The 22,670-nt window shown below is 37.9% G+C and carries 17 protein-coding genes; 8 read left to right on the top strand and 9 right to left on the bottom strand.

Going from position 1 to position 22,670, the window contains the following annotated elements; genetic code table 11:
• The first annotated feature begins 127 nt into the window (after positions 1-127).
• From ACJVDH_RS10110 to ACJVDH_RS10095, 4 genes are all read left to right on the top strand, one after another.
• Positions 128-2,161, top strand: coding sequence for a sigma 54-interacting transcriptional regulator (locus ACJVDH_RS10110; RefSeq protein WP_443947451.1), 2,034 nt, complete (start codon positions 128-130; stop codon positions 2,159-2,161).
• Positions 2,162-2,345: 184 nt separating this feature from the next.
• Positions 2,346-2,648 (top strand): phosphoribosylpyrophosphate synthetase, encoded by a 303-nt coding sequence (locus ACJVDH_RS10105; RefSeq protein ID WP_443947450.1) that lies wholly within the window; start codon positions 2,346-2,348, stop codon positions 2,646-2,648.
• Positions 2,649-2,695: 47 nt separating this feature from the next.
• The gene (locus ACJVDH_RS10100; protein ID WP_443947449.1) at positions 2,696-3,928 is read left to right on the top strand and encodes an NAD(P)/FAD-dependent oxidoreductase; all 1,233 of its coding nucleotides are present in this window, start codon (positions 2,696-2,698) and stop codon (positions 3,926-3,928) included.
• Between the two features lie 17 nt (positions 3,929-3,945).
• Positions 3,946-4,221, top strand: a complete 276-nt coding sequence (locus tag ACJVDH_RS10095; protein ID WP_443947448.1) for a UBP-type zinc finger domain-containing protein — start codon at positions 3,946-3,948, stop codon at positions 4,219-4,221.
• Positions 4,222-4,241: 20 nt separating this feature from the next.
• Here ACJVDH_RS10095 and ACJVDH_RS10090 read toward each other — a convergent pair whose 3' ends face one another.
• Positions 4,242-6,338: an HRDC domain-containing protein gene (locus ACJVDH_RS10090; RefSeq protein ID WP_443947447.1), complete on the bottom strand. Its 2,097-nt coding sequence runs from the start codon at positions 6,336-6,338 to the stop codon at positions 4,242-4,244.
• 226 nt (positions 6,339-6,564) lie between these two features.
• Here ACJVDH_RS10090 and ACJVDH_RS10085 point away from each other — a divergent pair, with 226 nt between their 5' ends.
• Positions 6,565-7,038 (top strand): hypothetical protein, encoded by a 474-nt coding sequence (locus ACJVDH_RS10085; RefSeq protein ID WP_443947446.1) that lies wholly within the window; start codon positions 6,565-6,567, stop codon positions 7,036-7,038.
• A 3-nt stretch (positions 7,039-7,041) separates the two neighbouring features.
• A complete protein-coding gene (locus ACJVDH_RS10080) occupies positions 7,042-7,380 on the top strand; it encodes a hypothetical protein (protein ID WP_443947445.1) in 339 nt (112 codons plus the stop codon).
• A gap of 67 nt (positions 7,381-7,447) precedes the next feature.
• Here ACJVDH_RS10080 and ACJVDH_RS10075 read toward each other — a convergent pair whose 3' ends face one another.
• The 8 genes from ACJVDH_RS10075 to ACJVDH_RS10040 form a co-directional block, all read right to left on the bottom strand.
• The gene (locus tag ACJVDH_RS10075; RefSeq protein ID WP_443947444.1) at positions 7,448-10,306 is read right to left on the bottom strand and encodes a S9 family peptidase; all 2,859 of its coding nucleotides are present in this window, start codon (positions 10,304-10,306) and stop codon (positions 7,448-7,450) included.
• 165 nt (positions 10,307-10,471) lie between these two features.
• Complete coding sequence (yidC, locus tag ACJVDH_RS10070; RefSeq protein WP_443947443.1) at positions 10,472-12,265, bottom strand: membrane protein insertase YidC; 1,794 nt, start codon at positions 12,263-12,265, stop codon at positions 10,472-10,474.
• Positions 12,266-12,285: 20 nt separating this feature from the next.
• Positions 12,286-13,902: a CTP synthase gene (locus ACJVDH_RS10065; RefSeq protein WP_443947442.1), complete on the bottom strand. Its 1,617-nt coding sequence runs from the start codon at positions 13,900-13,902 to the stop codon at positions 12,286-12,288.
• Positions 13,903-14,638: 736 nt separating this feature from the next.
• Positions 14,639-15,367 (bottom strand): polyprenol monophosphomannose synthase, encoded by a 729-nt coding sequence (locus ACJVDH_RS10060; protein WP_443947441.1) that lies wholly within the window; start codon positions 15,365-15,367, stop codon positions 14,639-14,641.
• A 105-nt stretch (positions 15,368-15,472) separates the two neighbouring features.
• Positions 15,473-16,966: a peptide MFS transporter gene (locus tag ACJVDH_RS10055; RefSeq protein ID WP_443947440.1), complete on the bottom strand. Its 1,494-nt coding sequence runs from the start codon at positions 16,964-16,966 to the stop codon at positions 15,473-15,475.
• Between the two features lies 1 nt (position 16,967).
• A complete protein-coding gene (locus ACJVDH_RS10050) occupies positions 16,968-18,734 on the bottom strand; it encodes a peptide MFS transporter (RefSeq protein ID WP_443947439.1) in 1,767 nt (588 codons plus the stop codon).
• Positions 18,735-18,878: 144 nt separating this feature from the next.
• The gene (locus tag ACJVDH_RS10045) at positions 18,879-19,769 is read right to left on the bottom strand and encodes a hypothetical protein (RefSeq protein ID WP_443947438.1); all 891 of its coding nucleotides are present in this window, start codon (positions 19,767-19,769) and stop codon (positions 18,879-18,881) included.
• Positions 19,770-19,772: 3 nt separating this feature from the next.
• A complete protein-coding gene (locus tag ACJVDH_RS10040; protein ID WP_443947437.1) occupies positions 19,773-20,948 on the bottom strand; it encodes an acetyl-CoA C-acyltransferase in 1,176 nt (391 codons plus the stop codon).
• Between the two features lie 222 nt (positions 20,949-21,170).
• On the opposite strand from ACJVDH_RS10040, the gene ACJVDH_RS10035 reads away from it, so the two are divergent.
• Together ACJVDH_RS10035 and ACJVDH_RS10030 are read left to right on the top strand one after the other, a co-directional pair.
• The gene (locus ACJVDH_RS10035) at positions 21,171-21,848 is read left to right on the top strand and encodes a pseudouridine synthase (RefSeq protein ID WP_443947436.1); all 678 of its coding nucleotides are present in this window, start codon (positions 21,171-21,173) and stop codon (positions 21,846-21,848) included.
• A gap of 43 nt (positions 21,849-21,891) precedes the next feature.
• Positions 21,892-22,626: a hypothetical protein gene (locus ACJVDH_RS10030; protein WP_443947435.1), complete on the top strand. Its 735-nt coding sequence runs from the start codon at positions 21,892-21,894 to the stop codon at positions 22,624-22,626.
• The last annotated feature ends 44 nt before the right edge of the window (positions 22,627-22,670 follow it).

Genomic DNA, 22,670 nt, shown 5'->3' with positions numbered 1-22,670 from the left:
GAAATGTGGTGCGTCGTTTTTAATGCATCAGGACGAAATCTGTGTTTTCCAGCGGATTAGTCTGCTGGCATACTCTTTGAAAAATAGACTCAATACGCCTTGTATTGTAGTTAAATTTTATAAAGAAATGGAAAAGCATACATCAGAACTTGAAAGCGACCAAATCGTCAACTGTTCAACAGAAAAACAGCAGGCTTTTGCTCCGCTGATGCTTAATCTTTCTGATCTTTTCGAAAGTGTTTTTACCAAGATCCATCAGCTTTTTGCAATAGACTGTGCAGCAATAATTCTGTATGACGCGCCCAGAATAAGTATCCAACGTGCTTATCTCTCCGAGAAAAATGAAAATGGTGAAATTTCCTGTTTAGAGACCGTTTCAAATCCAATTGCATTGTCTTTATTAACAACTGAAATTGCGGAATTTCAATTTCCGGTATTAAAATCCAGACAAGATTGGATCTCAGATTTTGGCGAAAACCATTGTTTGCCAAACCACACCGGCGATTATCATTTTCATTGTTACCTTCCGCTGGAAGTGAACGGGAAGGTTATCGGTACTTTAGAATTACACAACCATAAGCACGAGCTGAGCGAAGACGGACTGACTTTCTGTTGCACCATTTCAGATTTTCTAGCCGGTTCTCTTCATAATTTTCAAGAAAACTCAATAAATGTTTGCGGCTGTAGCGAAAATATTCGCGTTGAGCATCAGCAAAATCGCATACTGCAACTTAGCTTACTTACTAAAAACGCAGCAAAGGCCCGCAACGAAGAAGAATTTGAAAACATTCTTGCGGCATTTTTTGCCGATAACCATGCTGCTGATTTGATGGCCTGGGGCATTCTTGATCAACAGATGGAAACACTTTATCCCAAAGTTACTTTAATGGATATTGCAGAAGTTCAGAAGATTAATCTCACACCTAAACAGCTTAACAATTTTAAAAAAAAGCGCGAAAAACAGCTCTTGTATATTCCGTTAGAAATGCCGAATCAGCCCGCATTTATCTTATTAACGTATGAATCGTTTACAGATCATCAAACGATTACTGCGGTTTTCGACTCGGTTTTTAATATTTTCTTATCGCAAGTCATTAATCAATTCTTGTTGCAAACAGAACTTAACGAGTGTAAGTCGACAATTGAAAACTTAACACTAAACGATAAATTTCTGGCAGAACCTATAACTGAAATTGAGACAGTTTTGCATTATCCGGAGATTATCGGGAAAAGCGAACAGATGAATGTGGTGTTTAATCTGCTCAGTAAAGTCTCGGATTCTGAAACAACTGTATTGATTTTGGGTGAAACCGGAACCGGTAAAGAATTGATTGCCAAAGCTATTCATGATGCTTCAGTTCGGAAAGAACAAATCATGATCAAAATCAATTGTGCGGCAATTCCACCGAATTTGATCGAATCAGAATTGTTCGGGCATGAAAAAGGCAGTTTTACCGGTGCTACAGATAAACGAATTGGCAAATTTGAACTGGCGCATGGTGGAACTATTTTTCTGGATGAAATTGGAGAACTGCCGCTTGATTTGCAAGTGAAACTTCTACGCGTTTTGCAAGAAAAACAAATAGAAAGAGTGGGCGGTAAAACTACAATTTTCACCGATGTACGGATTATATCTGCAACAAATAGAAACCTGGCAGAAGAAGTTGAGCTTGGCCGTTTCCGGCGTGATCTTTTTTATAGACTAAATGTATTCCCGGTTTTCATCCCCGCGTTGCGAAATCGAAAAACAGATATTCCGGCGCTGGCAGCATTTTTTCTGAGAAAGTTTGCGTCCAAAACAAATAAACAACTGGAGGGATTTTCAAAAAAAGTAATTGGTGAGATGAAAATCTACAACTGGCCGGGCAACGTAAGAGAACTGGAGCACCTAATAGAAAGACAGGTTGTGCTGAGTACCGGGCCGTTAATTACATCTATAGATATTCCAAAAGCTGAAAAAAATGGATTCGCAGAGCGAACTACGTGCAATTCAGTAAAAACTATAGATGAAAATGAACGCGACCATATTTTTGCTGTTTTGGAAAAATGCAACGGAAAAATATCCGGGCCAAATGGTGCTGCGAAATTACTTGGCGTGCCTGCAACAACTTTAAATTCTAAAATTAAACGTCTCGGTTTGGCCAAAAAACACAGCTATTAATTCTTATATCCAAAAATTAAGTTTGCATTTTAAAACATTCATAAATTAACGATATGTCGTAATTCTCTATAAAAAGGTTTTGAATGTAGTTCTTTGATTGCTAAATTGTTATGGTTTGGATCATGCTTTGGTTAAAATATCACATGCGCTATTATTCTCAAATTCAACATCAAAGAAAATCTATATGCAAGAAATGAATACGCTGAGCCATGTTCTGGCAGAATTAAACAAACAAGGTTATACAATAGATTTTAACCGTGTTGATGAAAATGGAAGTGTTTCGCTTCTGAAACAAAATCCAGAACAGTTTCTTATAGATAGTGTTTACCGTTTCGAAGGCGATTCTAACCCAGAAGATGAAGCGGTTTTATATGCCATTTCATCCATAGATAAATCTATATTGGGCGTATTTGTGAATGGTTACGGAATTTCTGCTGATGAAGATCAGCTGGCGTTGATTTGTAAAATTCCCAGTCGCTTAGATTAAAGTATTTGTTTTTGATTTAATTTTTTGAACCTTATTTGTACGTTCTGATGATGAATAAACTTAAAATCTATGGAGAACCGGATTCTCCGGAGATTTATCCGATAAGGGATTTTTTAAAACGCAGTGTAGTCGATTTTGAATGGATAGACATTAACACGCAAAGCAAATATATTGGCGATATTGCGGAGAAAAAACATCCGGTAATAGAATTTCCAGACGGCAAAGTACTCATTCATCCATCTCTAGAGCAAATCGCCAAAGAACTTGGCTGGATTATAAAACCCAAATACAATGAATACGATTTATCTATCTATGGCGCTGGTCCGGCGGGGTTAAGCGCAGCGGTTTATGCAGCATCAGAAGGTTTGAAAACAATTTTAGTAGAACGGGAAGCCATTGGCGGGCAAGCCGGAACAAGCTCATTAATCGAGAATTACCTGGGTTTCCCCGAAGGCATTTCCGGCGCCGAGCTCGCCGAACGCGCAAGGCAGCAAGCACTTAAATTTGGTGTAGAAATTCTGTTGTTAAAAGAAGGCGTAAAGGGAACATTTTACGATAACCGCATTCATGTTGATTTCGCTTCCGGAGAAAAACTGGTGGCCAAGACCAATATTTGTGCAACAGGAGTGGAGTACGCCCGACTGAACTTGCCCGATGAATCTCGTTTTTTTCATAAAGGTGTGTATTACGGCGCAGGTGCCAGTGAAGCGTTTTTCTGTCAGGATAAAGATTTATACATTGTTGGCGGTGGAAACTCTGCCGGACAGGCGGCAACCTATTTTTCGGGCTTTGCGAAAAGAGTTTTTATGGTAATTAGAAAAGGAAATTTAGCAGAAACGCTATCTGAATATCTGATTAAACGTATCGCAACTATCAAAAATATTCATGTTTTATACCACGCAGAAGTTACGGCATTAGAAGGAGATGAATATCTTCAGAAAATTAAAATCCGCAACAACCAGGATGATTCTGAAACCTGGTACAATACCTCAAAACTTTTTATTTGTATTGGAGGAAAACCGAACACAGAATGGGCATCAGAAACGGCAATCTGTAGAGATCCAAATGGATATTTGTACACCGGAAATGATTTGATCACACTGGACCAATATAAAAGTTGCTGGCCATTAGAAAGACCACCTTATCATTTAGAAACCAGTGTTCCAGGATCTTTTGCTGCAGGCGACGTGCGTTTTAATTCTGTAAAACGTGTTGCCTCTGCCGTTGGCGAAGGTGCAATGGCCGTTACACAAGTTCACCAATATTTGGCCAAACTTTAACCTTAAAAATTTAACTTATGGAACAGAAAAATATATGTACAGACATCAGCAATATCAAAACGCTCAAGCTGGCAAAAGAACTTCTATGTGAAGAATGCGTAAAAATTGGTAGCGATTGGGTGCATCTGAGAACCTGCCAAACCTGTGGCAAAACCTTATGTTGCGATTCATCACCAATGCAACACATGTCTCACCATTGCCGTAAAGAATCTCATCCCGTTGTCATTTCATCAGAACCTAATGAGCGTTGGTTGTATTGTTATATTCACAATCAAATGGCAGGTATTAGTTAATAATAACTGAAGCTTGGTTGTTAAAACAGTTCACTAGTACCTAGAAATGCATTGATCAATTTAATTATCTGGCTACCCAATTCTTTTGCATTTCCCATACCAACACTTTTTAGTGCAGCGAGCTGCTCGGTATTTTTGGGCAATTTTGCGGAGATAGATTGCAATGCCTGATCTGAGAGTACATGGTGTTCTGGTACGTTGCGTTGCGTAGCAATACTTTTTCGCCAGTCTACCAGGTTTTGATATAGTTTTGGATTGCTGATTTCTTTTTCGATAAAAGATGGTTTAAATGGGATTTTCTTTTCATGGAGTTGATATTTACTGCTTGCGTTGTGTTTTAGGCCAATAAAATCCTCTATTGTAAATGTTTTCCAATCCAGCCCGAAAATGGATGTTTTGATTTTTAATGCGCTGTGAACATCATTCAATAATGTCGAAATTTTATCAGAATGCTCATCGTTATACAGCTTAATTTCGAGTAATTTTTCAATTTCTTTTAATACTGCCTCAAATTTTGGAATGAAATATTCTGAAGCTTTAATCAATCGCGTAATAAAAGCAGTTTGAATGGTTGGATTGGTATTCTGATCGGTTTTGGAAAATTCCTGGTGAATAAAACGTTCTGCAACCTTAATGATTTGCGGCGATAAAATCGCATCAACCTGATCATAAACCATCAAAAATACATTTCTATCTTCCAGACTGCTAAATTTAGAATTAGACAAAGCCAGCCAATCGCGTTGGATGAAATGAAAATCGAAAGTACTTTTAATTAGATTCCAACTATATTGTTTGCTGTGGTTTTCCAGAATTTCTGGCGTAGGCAATTCTGAACTGGACAATTCCGTAAAGTTCGCAACGCGTGCATCGGTAATAATATTTTCCATTTTTACCGGAGATTTGAGGATCAAACCCTCCAAACTTCTGCACCGACTTAATGCCACATACGCGTGTCCGTGGGCAAAAGCCGCACTTACATCTACAATGGCCCGATCAAATGTTAAGCCCTGACTTTTATGCACTGTAATTGCCCAGGCCAGTTTAAACGGATATTGCGCAAAAGCGCCTGCATTTACTTCGTTAATTTTGTTATCTTCTGTATTCAGATTGTATTTTACATTCTGCCAGATTTCTTTCTCTACTTCAATTTCATCGCTAGTATCGGAAAACTGAACACGAATATTGTTTTCTGAGAGATGTGTGATTTTTGCCGCTTTTCCGTTGTAGAATTGTTTTTTGCCCGATGAATCATTTTTGATAAAAATAATCTGTGCACCAACTTTAAGCTCGAGTACTTCATCTGCCGGAAAACCATCTTTAGGGAAATCACCAGAAACTTCGGCTTTATACGTGAAAGCTTCGCCAGGCAATATCGCCAAACAACCAATATTGATTTCTGAAACCAGCTGGTTGTGCGTAGTTAGTGTGATGTAATTTTCTTTCCAGCCGGTTTCCAGATCTGCATCGTAACGTTCATTCAATTTCGCCAGCAAATCAGCGTCCATCGTGTTTTCACGTATTCGGTTCAGAATTTCCAGAAATAATGGATCAGATTGCCGGTAAACTTTCTCTAATGTAAAAGTGACCATTTTAATGTGCCTGAAAACCTGTGCATCAAAAAAATACGGACTTTTATAATGTGCGCCCAAAATGTGCCACGCATCATGAAAAATGGGCGAAAGCTGATAAAGATCGCCGATCATCAAAACCTGAACACCTCCAAAAGGCAGGTTAGAACCCTTTAATTTTTTTAGAGTACGGTCTATGAAATCGATAATATCTACGCGCACCATACTAATTTCGTCGATAATAAGCAATTCAAGGCAACGCAATAATTTGGTTTTTTCTTCAGAATATTTGAGTGGTTGCTCTGTTTCTGGCGTAGGCGGAAGCGGCCCGAATGGAATCTGAAAAAAGGAGTGGAGCGTAACGCCACCAGCATTAATTGCGGCAACCGCAGTTGGCGCTACCACCGCATAATTTTTTTTCGTTTCTTCCTTAATTGTTCTTAAAAGTGTGGTTTTCCCGGTTCCGGCTTTTCCCGTGAGAAAAATCGGCTGATTGGTTTGTTCGAGAAAATCTAAAATTAAAGGACGATCGGACGTAGGATTATTCATAAACTGGTGCCAAAAATACCTATATTTTAATTCCCGACTAAAAATATTAGCGTTTTGTTTTGCACATTTTAAAATCGTACCAACATTCTGAATGTGCAAGCAAGCTTAATCTTTTGATAACGATAAACGTTTTGAAGTGTTTTTTTAAAGTGTTAATTTAAGGTGTTGGAAATGAGAATTGTTGATGGAAAGTTTAACGCTATTTTTAACTAAATCAAGTTGCAAAATGATACAGGGAAATTATAAATTCAAGTCTGATTTACGCGGTTTTAGGAGCATCAAAAACCACAAGGCAATTAAGTCGATCGTTTTTTTATATATCGCGATATTATTTTCTGCCTGTTCTTTAATCAGCAAATTTGATCAATATGCGTATGTGCAATCTACATCTTTAAAGGTTGAAACACTGGCTTTATTGGATGAAGGAACAAATAATTATGCGGAGAAAGTTACTGACGTTAAGGCGCTGGAAATGAAATTATTAAAAGCATATGAATATGAGCGGTTTCGACCAAAAAATGAAATTACAACAGCGCAATGGAAATTAATTGTTGATCCTGAAGGCAATTTGTTTGGCGGCGCAATGCGTTTATGGGCAGAACAGAAAAAGCTTAGTAAAACGTATATCGAAAATAAGAAAGTTCAGCTTTCTAAAGCTTTCGATGAAATATCTACCCTAGAAGCAAGTAAAATCAAATAAATTATGGCTCAGAACATTAATATAGATGAATTGCTAAAGAGTATCGGAACGGCCATTTCAACACTGGCGAAAGAAACTTTTGGTGGCACAATAAAAAAACTGGCTGAAGAAAATAAAGCTTTTTTACAAGAGATTAAGCCAAATCTGGTTAAGTATACCACTCAACTCATTGCTGGTGACATTAGTGAGTTGGAATTTAAAGATTTAATTTTTGGTGAAAAAGACTTGCTTGAAATGCGGGCATTAACCAATGCGGGCGTTGCATTAATTGCAATTGATCAATTTAAAAACGGTGTGATTGATATTATCAGCAAAAGCCTCCTTGGCGCAATTGGTCTATAAACTTGTGCCAATAAAAAAGGGAAATAAATTTTAAATTTATTTCCCCATCTTCTATTTATTAACCTTTTTATGGTTTTTCATCTGTAAGTTCAAAACCCCAGGTTTTTCCTTTTTCCGTGGCCGGGATTCCCGAAGTCATCCAAGCCGGCGCTTTCGCACCTTTAAGATAGTAATCAAAAAACTGTTGCTCGCGGATTTGAATATCTTTACGGTTTTGGCGTTGTACTAAATTATGTGCTTCGCCATTGTAATTCAACATCCAAACAGGTTTGCCCAATCGGCGTAAACCTGTAAACATTTCAATACCCTGATACCATGGAACTGCGCCATCGGCATCATTTGCCATTACCACAACCGGAGTATTTACTTTCGGAAACATAAATAAAGGAGAGTTTTCGATATATAATTCTGGCTTTTCCCAAAGTGTTGCGCCAATTCTGCTTTGTGTTTTTTCATACTGAAACTGACGGTTCATACCGCTTTCCCATCTGATACCGCCGTAAGCAGAAGTCATGTTTGCAACCGGTGCGCCTGCCCAGGCTGCTGCATACATATCGTTTTGCGTAATTAGATATGCAACCTGATAACCGCCCCAACTTTGTCCTTGAATACCAATTTTTGTTCCGTCTACCCAACTATTTTTCTTTAAACTTTCTACGCCAGAATTGATGTATTCTACAGCCGATTGCCCTGGATGGCCATTTTCGTAACTAATATCCGGAGCGAAAACCAGGTAACCATTGCTTACAAAGAATGAGATATTTAACCGAGATGGAGTTGGTGCCGGCGCTTGATAGGTGTATAAACCATCAGAAAGTTTCTCATAAAAATAAGCGATCATCGGATATTTTTTATTCGGATCAAAATTTTCTGGTCTGTATAATATTCCTTCGGATTTATATCCTTTTGGCGTTGTCCATTTTACAAGTTCTGCGGTTCCCCAGTTGTAGTTTTGTTGCTGTGGATTGGTGTTGCTCAGCTTGCGTTCGGTTTTAAAATCTGTGGTTACATATACATTTGGCGATTCTACATAATTTGCTTTATCATAGATATAGACATCTGCATCTTTAGCTTTCAGCAAGTTAGAATATTTGAATTTGGCCATTACCACCAATTCAGGCGCTTTAACTGCACCAACATTAGTGCGGTAAAAACCATTTTCTTTGGTTTCATTATTAAAACCGTCCAACCAAACCACTTCATTGCCTTTAACAAACTTGTTATCTACATTTCTTTCGAAACGGTTTTCCTGCGTTACGCGCTCATAACGGAAAGTTAGTTTATTTGCACGTCCGAAGCCATTTGTAATATTTTTTGCAGCAGATTTTCCATCTGGGGAAAATGACCAGATATCATATCTATCGTTAATTAAAACAGCTTTATCGCCTTCCGTCCAGGTTGCAATGCCATATGCAGATGGCAAATCTGGCACATCATTATCTTCATCAACAAATTTCACATTTAAACCTGCATTCAATTGAACTACTTTTCCGCTCGCAATGGCGTATGTGTACCAGTTTCCATTTGTTCTATCGAAATAAATGACATAATTGCCTCCCGGCGAAGCCATTGCATATCCGTTTAAACTGCTGATTATTTTTTTCCTTGAAGCATTTTTGGTATCTACCAAATAATAATCTTTGGAAGTAGAACCACTCCATTGAGATTCTATACGGTGACCGAAGTCTGTAGACGCCAGCACGAAATCGGCGTCGCCTTCACTTACCATATTGGCATCTGGCAGTTGAACATCGGTTAATGGAATAACTTTTGGATCGCTGCTGTATACATCAATTACCGAAAGATATGTTTTTTTGCTGTCGCGATCTGCATTACGCAGTTGCATTGGCTGCAAATAATCGTCTTTGTAATTCCATACATCAACTTTAGCCACTTCAAAATCTACAATTGTAGTATCTTTCGGTTTTTTCACTGGCGCAATACCGAAAAACAATTTCTTGCCATCTTTACTGAAATTTACACGTCCGTCGCCACTTACAGACCATTTAGCAGGCAAGCCTGGCATATCATAATCTACCAGAATTTGTGCTGTATCTAAACTAAGCGAGTTATAGTAAATATTCCAGTTTTTAATTTCCTGTTTCTCCGGACTTTGTTCTCCTACAAAGGCAACATGTTCGCTTTCTTCGTCAAATACAAAGTTTTTAAAGGAACCTTTGCCGGCAATAAGCGTTTTCAAAGTACCTTTTTCTGTATTCAACATAAACACACCCTGAGGTGCCGTTTTGTCTTTCTTTGATCCGGTAGCAGAAAAAACTAGTTGTTTACCGTCCTTACTAAAAGTATAATCGTTTACGTATTTATATGTTTTTTCTGCTCCGGTAGTTAGGTTGCGTACAATAAGGTCGCTTCCTTCTTCACTTTTTCCTTTTCCGGCAGGTTCATCATCAGCAAAATCGCTTTCGCTGTCTTTCTTATTTGGTGCAGCAACAGCTTTTTTGGCCGTATCTAATTTGTCTTTTAAATAGGCTAAAAAAGTATTTCCTTCTTCTGCCAGTTTAAATGATTTTACGCGATCAAATTTAATTGTCGTATTGTTGGTTAGGTTGGTAATTCCCAATGAATCTTTAGGCATTTCGTCAGCCTTTTTCTTCTTAATTTTCGCCTGGCGAGTATCTTTGAATAAAGGCTTTATACTGTAAACAGCAAATTTAGAATCGTTGGTAAATTGAGCGTTTAAACCACGGGGAACATTAGCCTTAACATTTGATTTTAAATTGAGCAAGTACAATTGCGCATCGCCTTCTTGTTGCAAGATACTGTACATGGCCCACTGGCCATTGTTAGATAATTGCTTACTTCCTACAGATTCCCAGCTGTCGTACACCGAATGGTCTAACGGTTTTTTCTGGGCATAGGCAAAGCTGACCACAAATAAAAGGATGAGTGTAAGTCTTTTTTGCATTTTACAGAATTAATTTTGGTTTTGATATTAATCTTCTAAAATTGGAAATTTTTAGGGCATTCTGAAACTTGTATGCCAAATATTACATTGTGAGTGGCAATTGTGCAAAAAAAAAATCCCGCCGGTAATTGTACCAGCGGGACTTATAAATTTATAATACCTGAATTATTTCTTCGGCGCTTGTTGTTGCTGACGCATATAATCGTCTAAGCGTTGCTGAAACTTAGATTTTTTCTTTTTTTCTTCAGGTTTTGCTTTGTTTTCCTGAATTAAGGCATGGATTTTTTTATCGTCTACCATTCTTCTGATCAAAATCTGCTGACCGAAAGTCATTAAGTTGGCCAGGAAGTAATAATAATTTAAACCTGCCGGATAGCTATTCAAAACACCTAAAAATATTACTGGCATAACATAACCAATGTATTTCATCTGTCCGGTTGCGCCCGATGTCTGGTTGTTGAAGTAGGTCATGATTAATTGAGAAATGGTCATCAATACACACATCAAACTCAAGTGATCGCCAATGAAAGGAATCTTAACACCGAATTTAATAAACTCGTCATAAGTGGATAAATCTTTCATCCAAAGGAAACTTTCGCCTCTTAACTCAAATAAATTCGGGAAGAAGAAGAAGAAAGCCATTACCAGCGGCAATTGAAGTACCATTGGTAAACAACCACCAAGTGGATTTACACCTGCTTTTTTGTATAATTTTAGATATTCCTGTTGAACAAGTGTTGGATTATCTTCACCAACTTTAGCTTTAATCTCATCCATTTCTGGCTTCAAAACCCTCATTTTTGCCATAGACAAGTATGATTTGTAGGTTAGGGGAGATAGCGCCACTTTAAGAAGAATGGTTAAGACTAAAATGATCAAACCAAAATTCCATCCGAAGTTATTTAAGAAGTTAAATACCGGAAGTACAATAAAACGGTTGATGTATTTTAAAGGCCAGTAACCCAAATCAACTTGTTTCTCCAAATCATAACCCTGATCTTTTAATGCAGAGAATTTATTCGTTCCGAAATAAAACTCCAAATCATATGTTTGATTGGCTACGTGGCTATATGGCAATTGCATATTGGCATCATAAAACTTAACTACACCAGGTTCTGTTGGGATTTTAACTTCCAAACTACCTTTTTCAAAACCTTGTTTCGCAATTAAAGATGCCGAGAAAAAGTGTTGTTTAAATGAAAACCACTGGATTTTTCCTTTAGATAAATCTTCTTTTTCATCTTTAGATATACTTAGATGATCTACATCGCCATCCAGATATTTGTAATATGGAGCCGAGTAACGGTGTTCACTTTCAATAGATTTTTCTTGCTGCAATAGAGTGGTTTGCCAGTTTAAACCGATAGAATTTCCGGCAATTACCTGCTGCAATCCAACTAAGTTTACTTTAAAATCTACTTTGTTGCTTAACGCTTTAAGATCATAAACATATTCTATATATGCATTTGCGCCGTAATTTGCACGCATGCTTATCGTGTTTCCGCTTTTAGTTGGCGTAAAATAAAGATCGTTTGTATTAATTACTTTACCTGCAGCATTCAAATTCAACCCGAATTTATTACTGTTGCCATCGAACAGAATTAGTGGTTTATCGTTATAGGTTCTTTGTCCTTTAACCTGTACCGATAATACTTTACCGCCTTTATTGGTAAAAGTGATTAAAAGATTTTCGTTTTCTAAAACTGAAGTTGCTTCTGCTCCGGTTAATGCTGTTCCAAATGGACCTTTAAGCGCCAATGAATCAACTGCAGGAGTAACAGATGCAGATTTGCTATTGGTATCTTTTACCGTTGCGGGAAGACCTGCTTTAGTTGCTGCTTCAATACTGTCTCTTTGCTTGGCCTTTTTCATATCGGCCTCGCTTGGCTTAAAAAAGTAGAATGATCCAGCCAAAATGATCAAAATCAGGAATAATCCTGTAAAGGTATTTCTATCCATTATACGTGTCTATGCTGCTGTTAATTGGTTTTTTTCTTCGCAAACTCCATCGCAGCGGCCACAAATTTAACAAAAAGTGGGTGAGGATTCGCAACTGTTGATTTTAATTCTGGGTGAAACTGTCCGCCAACAAAAAACGGATGGTTTTTAAGCTCTACAATTTCCACCAGATTCGTCTGAGGATTTGTTCCTGAAGCAATCATTCCGGCAGCTTCATATTGTTTCAGATAGTCGTTATTAAACTCATAACGATGGCGGTGACGTTCTGTGATGTGTTGTTTTCCGTAAATTGCAAAAGCTTTTGTTCCTTTTTTAATATCGCAAGGATAAGAACCCAAACGCATGGTTCCGCCCATATTTACAATATTTTTTTGCTCTTCCATCATATTGATTACCGGATTTTTTGTCTCCGGTTCAATTTCTGTAGTATGCGCATCTTTAAGTCCTAGTACGTTTCTACCAAATTCTACTACCGCACATTGCATACCCAAACAAATTCCGAAGAAAGGAATATTATTTTCCCGTACATATTTAATGGTATCTATTTTTCCTTCTATACCACGGCTTCCGAAACCAGGCGCAACCAAAACGCCTTGTAAATGACCAAGCTTCTCTGCAACATTATCTGGAAAAATACTTTCTGAGTGAATATATTCTACCCGGACTTTACATTCATTTTTAGAACCAGCGTGTACAAAACCCTCGATAATAGATTTATATGCATCTGGCAATTCTACATATTTACCTACAAGCCCGATTTTAACTTCGGCAGTAGGGTTTTTTAAACGGCCCAAGAAATCTTTCCAGCTTTCCATATCCGGCTCGTTTTTAGTTGGCAATTTTAGCTTCGCCAAAACGGTTTTATCCAGTTGTTCTTTAAACATCAATAAAGGCACATCATAAATTGTTGATGCATCCATTGATTCAATTACTGCATTGATGTTTACGTTACAAAAAAGTGCAATTTTTTTTCTGATGTCCTGACTAATATGGTGTTCTGTACGGCAAACCAAAATATCTGGCTGAATACCGTACTCAAGCAAAGCTTTAACCGAGTGTTGTGTAGGTTTGGTTTTTAACTCGCCCGCGGCAGCCAAAAACGGAATTAAAGTAAGGTGGATTACAATGGCATTGGTATTGCCTTCTTCCCACTTAAACTGGCGTACAGCCTCAATAAAAGGAAGAGATTCAATATCTCCAACTGTTCCGCCTAACTCTGTAATTACAATATCGTATTCGCCGCTATCGCCTAGAATACGCATGTTGCGTTTTATTTCGTCTGTAATGTGCGGAACCACCTGAACAGTTTTTCCAAGATATTCGCCCTTACGTTCTTTGTTGATTACATTTTGATAAATGCGGCCGGTGGTAATGTTATTGGCTTGCGAGGTAGGAACGTTTAAGAAACGTTCGTAATGGCCAAGATCTAAATCTGTTTCTGCACCATCTTCAGTTACAAAACATTCTCCATGTTCATATGGATTCAAAGTTCCCGGATCAATATTGATATATGGATCGAATTTTTGAATGGTTACGCGGTAACCACGTGCCTGTAAAAGTTTAGCTAAAGAAGCGGAAATGATGCCCTTACCTAAAGAGGAAGTAACACCGCCCGTAACAAAAATATACTTAGTCATGGATTTCTTTTAGTGCAACAAATGTATTTTGATGCTTTTTGTACGGGATACAAAGGTAGAAAAATTAGTTGTTTTCCGAAGCGGAAAAAAGCAGATAATTTTAAATTGATAAACGAATGGCATTCAGAAATTTACGTTAAATCGGGAGTTTTGTAGCTGGAGTTTAGATTTAGTCACACAAACTGTTTGCCACGGAAACACTAAAGTCACGGAAGAATTTGAGATTAGATGCCGAAGAAAATTTTCTCTTAAGCAACTCCACTATATGTTCTATATGTCTATTTGGTTGCCACGGAAACACTGAAGTCACGGAAGAATTTGAGATTAGATGCCGAAGAAAATTTTCTCTTAAGCAGCTCCATATATGTCTATATGGTTGCCACGGAAACACTGAAGTCACGGAAGAATTTGAGATTAGATGCCGAAGAAAATTTTCTCTAAACCAGCTCCACTATATGTCTACATGGTTGCCACGTAAACACTGAAGTCACGGAAGAATTTGAGATTAGATGCCGAAGAAAATTTTCTCTTAAGCAACTCCACTATAAGTTCTATAGGTCTATATAGTTGCCACGGAAACACTGAAGTCACGAAAGAATTTGAGATTAGATACAATGAAAATTTCTCTAAACCAGCTCCACTGTATGTTCTATGTTTCTATATGGTAATTCTACATAGTATAACAAATGGTAAGCAAAATGACCTAATACTTAGTTAAGCCTATATAAACGCTTTTCTAACGCTTGTAATTTCTAAACCAACTGTTTACTTTCATTTGGATTACACCCAAAAATGCCTCACGGAAAATGCGTGTACTCATTTTAGATGTACCTTCGGTTCTGTCAGTAAAAATGATTGGAACTTCAACTACTTTAAATCCAAACTTGATTGCCGTAAACTTCATTTCAATTTGGAAAGCATAACCTACAAAACGGATTTTATCCAAAGGGATAGTTTCCAGAACCAAACGGCGGTAACATTTAAAACCTGCAGTTGCATCCTGAATGCTAATGCGTGTAATGAAACGTACATACATTGAAGCGAAGTACGACATCAATACACGGCCCATTGGCCAATTTACCACATTTACACCCTTTACATAACGCGATCCGATGGATACATCTGCGCCTTGCACGCATGCGTCACGCAATCTGGCCAAATCATCCGGATTGTGAGAGAAATCAGCATCCATTTCAAAAATGTATTGATAGTTGCGTTGCAAAGCCCAGTTAAAACCATAAATGTAAGCAGTGCCCAAACCTTGTTTGCCAGAACGTTCTTCGATAAATAAATGGTCTGCATATTCATTTTGCAATGATTTTACAATATTGGCTGTACCGTCTGGAGAACCATCATCAATAATCAGAACATGAAAAGGTTGTGTAAGAGAGAAGACCTTACGGATAATTTTCTCGATATTTTCCTTTTCGTTGTATGTAGGTATTATGACTAAACTATCGGACACGTGTGTTGATTTAATTTCAGCATTTTAAGCTGCGAAAGTAAAAATTAAATATGAAAAAACCCGTATCAAGAATATTGATACGGGTTAAATATTGTTAAAAGGATTTTAACGAACGTCTTGCATCAGGCGTTTAATCAGCTGCGAAAACAAAATTAATGCAACACCAGCAATTAATGAATACAAAGCCAGGGATTTATATCCTTCTGTATAGGTCATTAGTTTTGTACTTAAACTGGCGTTTTCAATGCTAGACATTTCTGCACCCAGTTTTCCGGCGGCTAACTGTCCAAAAGCACTAAATAAAAACCACATACCCATCATCATTCCAAACATCCTTTTTGGGGAAAGTTTAGTAATAATAGACATACCAATCGGGCCAATGCAAAGTTCGCCAATCGTTAGCAAGAGATATGCAAAGGTAAAGATATTTAGAGAACTGATGCCTTCTGCATTTGCAAAAAAACGTGTTGCATAAAAGGCATAGAAACTTGCCGCAAGTAAAATAAAACCCAAACCAAATTTAACAACTGTATTAGGTTCCAGCTTACGTTTGTGCATGCCCAGCCATAAAATACCTACAATCGGACTAAACACAATAACAAAAAATGAATTTACACTATTGTTTACCACATTTGGATCGATATTGAAAAACAGGATTTTATGATCGAGGTTATCTTTTGCGAAAAGTGATAACGAACCACCACTTTGCTCAGAAATGGCCATAAAAATGAAATAACAAAATATAAACACAAATGCAGCCAGCAATTTGTATCGTGAGTTTGCATCTTTAATGCGGATGGTTTCATAAATAAAATACAGCAATGCAACCACACCAAGTGTATACATGAAATAGTCGGTGTAATCGGTGTTTTTTACCATGATGAATATTAATGGAATACACAATAACGAACCGATATAAACTGCAATTTCAAAGGTTTTTTGCTTTGTTTTCTCAAGGTGCAATAAAGGAGACATCCCGATAGGGCCAAGGTATTTTTTGGTGAAAATGAAGGTGCTTAGTCCGAAAGCCATTACCAATGCCGCAGAAAGGAAACATAAATTCCAGCTGTAGTATTTACCAAGGTAAATACACATTGCACCGCCAAGAAAACCGCCAACATTTATACCTGCATAAAATAAACCATAACCTGCATCACGTCTATTGTCTTTTTCATGATATAACTCTCCAACCATAGATGAGATATTCGGCTTAAAGAAACCTGTACCGATAATGGAAAGTGTAATGCCGATATAAAATAAATCATGCGGAGAGAAGGCAAGGATCAGATTTCCTACGATCATCAATGTGCCGCCCCAAAAAAGCGATTTTCTGAAACCGAGTATTTTATCGGCAAAAATACCACCAATGAATGTGAACGCATAAACAAATGCTTGTATTGCGCCATATTGCAGGTTAGATTTCTGATCAGAAAGGTGAAGTTGATCCACCATAAAAAATGCCAGTACGCCACGCATGCCATAAAAGCAAAAGCGTTCCCACATTTCTACCAAAGATAAATACCACAATTGTTTGGGGTATTTACCTTCAAAATTTTGTATTTCTTCGAGCGTAACGGTTTGTTGGGATTGTATTTCCATGTTATTTAACGCCGTGCATTAATTTTTTCATGATTGGAGTAAGCAGCATAATGAACAGTCCTAAACCAATTGGAATGAACGTGAAAATCAGAAAAAACGTTTTCATCGAATATTGAGCTGTAATTTCCTCGATCATTCCGCCTGTTGTACCTGCAATTTTATTACCGATGGCAATAGCCAGATACCAGATTCCGAACATAATTCCAATCATACGTCCTGGAACCAGTTTAGATACGTAAGATAGTCCTACCGGAGAAATAAACAGTTCGCCAATGGTATGAAAGAAGTAAGCCAATACCAACCAGATCATACTCACTTGAGCAACTTTAGCGCCTGTTGGAATTCCGCTTGCACCATAAGCCAATGCCGCAAAACCGATACCAAGCAAAATCATCCCGAAACCGTTCTTAAATGTGGCAAATGGATTGTATTTACTTTCCCAAAGTTTTGATACAATTGGCGCGCATGAAATGATAAATAGGGAATTTAAACTTCCAAACCACGAGGCCGGAACTTCTGTTTTTACATCTGAATATTGGTTTTTAAGCATGTAGATAATTAATGCCCAGATCAAAACAAAGCCAAGTGCAAGGATGATATTACCAATTGCATATTTACCGAATGTTTGTCTGAATAGCCTGAATAATACGTAGGTAATAATTGATAGCGGAATAATGGTAATCAGAGTATTGATAATGTTGAATACAATTTTAGAACTTCCATCCAGCACTCGATCGGTAAAATCACGTGCAAACAAGGTCATAGATCCGCCGGCTTGCTCAAAAGATGCCCAAAAGAAAATGGTGATAAACGCCATAACTACAATGGCAATCATTTTATCGCGCACAATTGGTGGATATTGAATAATCCGTTTAATTAAAATAACGACGAACAGAATTAATGCAACCAGAATGGCAAAATTATCGCCACTAAGTGAACCAACATGGAAGTTAAAAAGGTTAGAGCCTGTAATTTTAGATACCGGATCATTAATAACCCAAACCAAACCAATAATAGAAATAATGGCGATCATAGCCAAATCTACTGCTGAAAATGGATTTTTACGTGCTTCTTCAGGCGATTCGCTTTCATCTACTATAACCTCATTTTTTTTAGGTTTTAAACCAATACTTCCGAAAATGTTTCTGGTAAAGTAAAATTGAAGCATACCTACAAACATAAAAATACCAGCAAGTCCAAAACCATAACTCCAGCCAATGTTTTCTCCAATATACCCGCAAAGGATCATTCCAAGAAAAGCACCAGAATTTACACCCATATAGAAAATGGTGTATGCCCCATCTTTTTTCTCAGGATGTTTTTTATACATTTCAGACAGTACAGAAGTCATATTAGGTTTGAAAAAACCATTTCCGAGAACCAAAAGACATAAACCCAAATACATAAAAATTGGGTTAAATTCTAATGCCATACTTAAGTGGCCAAGTGTCATAATAAAAGCGCCTAAAATTACGGCCCATCTGTAACCGAGTACTTTATCGGCCATATATCCGCCTAAAATAGGGGTTAAGTAAGCAAGTGAAGTGTAAGATCCGTAAACGGCTAATGCATTTATGCTGTCCCAACCCCAACCCGGATGAGCAACGCCAAACATTTTAGTGGTTAAAAAGAGTACCAGAAGCGCGCGCATGCCATAGTAAGAGAACCGTTCCCACATTTCGGTAAAGAACAGTACAAATAAACCGGAAGGATGACCCAATACTTTATTGCTAAAGAAATCGTCCTTCGTATCGATAGATGTTTGCATAAAACTTGTTTTGGTTTTAGTTTATGAATTCAGAATTTGTGTGTTGTTTAAGCTAGTTTTAAAGGGCGCAATATAGTTAGTGAAGCTGAAACTCACAAATTTTTAAGTCAGTGTAAAGATAATGAGTCAATTAAGAAGGGCGTTTTAAAACTTCCGGATGGGTTTTACGTTTTTTGTAGGATCAGCATAGAGATCATCATTCCCGTTAGGATCATTTTTAAGCTCGATGTTCTCCTGAAATTTTAATCTTCCGCCGATAATTCTGAATCCATCAAAAGTTCCGTCAGATCCGTAATATTCAAAACGGCCAACCATTTCGGCGTCAAATGGCGCAATATGATCCAATACAATCATTCCAGCTTTAAGGTCAGATTTCAGCGTCATTGCGTTAGATTTATTGTATTCATAAATTATCCGGTTTTTGCCTTGCAATTCTTTACCATCAAAAACTGGCGCGCCGAAAGTCAGGTTGTCTTTGCCGAAATTTAGTATTTCAATAACCTTTTTGGTGGTAGTTTGCGTGTTTCCTTTCCAACCCAGTAGAACATAATATGGCATTTTGGCGGCACTAACAGATATGATTTCATAATAACGTGCACCAAACCATTTTTGGTTGTTTGTCAATACGTTAGCGTCGGTAATGTTTTCTGTTTGATCAATTAAGGGATACAACTTTAGCGCGCCACCGTTAGTATTCATCTGGATAGCACCATAATATCTGTAAGTACCATTTTCCAGTTCTACATACCAACTGAAAATTTTGAAAGCTTTGTCTGGAGAGGGGATTACAGAAACGTTTTTTAGAGAATCGAATGTGAACGCGAACGAGTTAGGTGTTTTGAGCGATTCTACAAGTTCTTTGACAAATTTGCCGTTCAGCGCAAGTTTATCTTCATCTTTCTGTGTTGCTCTAATGGTATTAGACAATTTGATTAAACTGTCTTGCAAAATATTCATGGATTTTGCCTGCTGTGCAGATCCTTTCAGCGAAAACGCTAGCATGATGAACAGCAGGCAAGAAGTAATTTTTCTCATGATCTAAATCTTTTCAATCACCAAAGCACTGGCACCGCCACCACCATTGCAAATTCCAGCAACACCAATTCGCCCATTATTTTGCGTAAGTACATGTAGTAAAGTGACCACAATCCGCGCACCGGAGGCACCAAGTGGATGGCCAAGTGAAACTGCGCCACCATTTACATTTACTTTACCACTATCCAGGTTCAGGATTTGATTATTTGCCAGCGAAACTACAGAGAAAGCTTCATTAATTTCAAAATAATCTACATTAGCAATGTCAATATTGGCTTTGTGCAATGCCAATGGTATCGCTTTCGATGGCGCTGTTGTGAACCATTCTGGTGCCTGTTGTGCGTCTGCAAAAGACAAAATTCTGGCAATTGGTTTTAAGCCCAGCTCTTGTGCTTTTTCTGCACTCATAAGTACCAATGCCGCAGCACCATCATTCAATGTTGAGGCATTTGCAGCAGTCACTGTTCCGTCTTTTTTAAAGACTGTTTTTAAACCCGCAATTTTATCAAACTTAACCGCAGCCGGTTCTTCATCGGTATCTATTAAAGAAACTTCGCCTTTGCGGTCTTTCACTTCAATGCCTACAATTTCTGATGCAAACTTGCCATCTTTTTGAGCTTTTTGCGCACGTGTATAAGATTCTATTGCAAATGCATCCTGATCTGCTCTGCTAATATTGCATTCACTGGCGCAGAGTTCTGCTGCAGAACCCATATGATAATCGTTATAAACATCCCAAAGACCGTCTTTAACTAAACCATCGGTAATTTGACCGTGGCCAAGTCTATAACCATTTCTGGCTTTGTCCAGATAGTAAGGCGCATTACTCATACTTTCCATCCCGCCGGCAATGACAATTTCCTGGTCGCCATTTAAGATACTTTGCGCAGCCAGCATAATGGCTTTGGTACCAGATGCACAAACTTTGTTAATAGCGGTTGCCGGCAAATCTGGTAAACCTGCAAATTTAGACGCTTGGGTTGCTGGCGCTTGCCCTAAATTGGCAGACAACACATTTCCCATAAAAACTTCCTGGATATCCTCCGGTTTTAAACCCGCTTTTTCAACGGCTGCTTTAATTGCAAAACCGCCCAATTGTGTAGCAGAAAATGACGATAAAGAACCTCCAAAACTTCCTATTGGAGTACGTACAGCGGAAACAATTACAACTTCTCTCATGAACAGAATTTATGTATGAATACTAGGTTAGGCCTCTAAGTTAGGCAATTTTATGCGGTTAAAAACGAAGGTTTCTCAATTTTAACATGCAATAAACAAATAAATTATTGACGAAAAATTACCTCATTTCGAGTTTATTTCTTACAATTCGAGCAAGCAATGGGACATAAAAAACTTAAATCCATCAATCTTAAGTTAACAATATCCTTATCTTCGCAGCTTATGTTGGAAATCATTTATCAGGATGAATACCTTATTGCAATCAATAAGCCGCACGGTTTGCTTGTGCATAAATCATCTATAGCCAGGGATGCGACAGAATTTGCGTTGCAAATGTTAAGAGATCAGGTTGGGCAACATGTTAGTCCGGTGCACCGCCTTGACCGTAAAACCAGTGGGATTTTACTTTTTGCTTTTGATAAGGAATCTGAAATTGCCATGCAGAAGCAGTTTATGAATACCGAAACGGATAAAAAATACCTGGCTATTGTAAGGGGTTTTGCACCGGAACAGATGGATATTGATTACCCTTTGGCAAAGGAGAACGGCACTTTGCAAGATGCTTTTACAAGTTTCAAGACATTGAAACGCGCCGAAATTGATGTGCCTTTTGGTAAACACCAAACCTCAAGATATTCATTGGTAGAAGCCAACCCGAAAACCGGCAGAATGCACCAACTGCGCAAACATTTCAGTCATATTTTACATCCGATTATTGGCGACCGAACACACGGCTGCAACAAACAAAATAAATTATTTCTGGAAAAATGGGACATGACAACCATGCTGCTCCATGCATCTGAACTGAGTTTTATACATCCTGTTACTCAACAAAATATTCATTTGCAAGCCAACATGCACGATGAATTTTCGAGAACCATGAAATTCATGAACATGTAACTACACACAATTTTTATCTCAAAAATCTGTTTATTAATCATCTATGAAGAATAATCCTCGTTTAGCTTTCGCCCTTATAGCCCTTTTTGCAAGCAGTTGTTCGTCTGTTTATATGCCCAATGTTCCAAATACGCCAATGCTTAGCCAACAAGGAGAATTTAGCGGCGGCGGACACATCTCTCTTAAAGGAAATACGAGCATAAACGGCGCTTATGCGGTTTCTGATCACGTGGGGGTACTGTTTAGTGGTTCTGCCATGAGCAACGACCGGAAGAGCAAAGACTTCGGGCATAAAATGCTTGAAATTGGTGGCGGTTATTTTGATGCTTTTGGACCCGATAAAAATCGGATTATAGAAATTTATGGCGGTGTTGGTAAAGGGTGGAGCGATATTACTTATAGAAATTACGACAACGATGTGCTTTTATATACAGAATTACAGGAAGTAGATTACAGAAAAGCTTTTCTACAAGTGAATTATAGTTCTAAGAAAAAGGACAATTTAAGGTTGTTTGGCAAAGATTTTCCAATTAATTATGGCACTGCATTGCGCATTACGCATGTTACAATGGACCGGTTTTTTCTCAACGGACTTGTACAACCAAAAGAAGACAATATCTTTTTTGAGCCTGTGTTTTTCACGCGGATGGCACTAAGTAAAGTTGTTCAGTTACAGTACACCACCAGCAGCAATATCGGATTGAAAAAACGTCATTATATGACAGCCGGAAACTCCATCTTTACCATCGGTGTAGTCGTAAATGTGGGGGGAAAATAGAATTTTGCTTTGTATGGTTTTTTGTTAGTTTTACAGAAAAAAAA

It is taken from the genome of Pedobacter terrestris, from assembly GCF_052343045.1.
GTDB lineage: Bacteria > Bacteroidota > Bacteroidia > Sphingobacteriales > Sphingobacteriaceae > Pedobacter.
The sequence above is the reverse complement of the archived record's forward strand: the minus strand, read 5'-3'. Positions and strand labels throughout refer to the sequence as shown.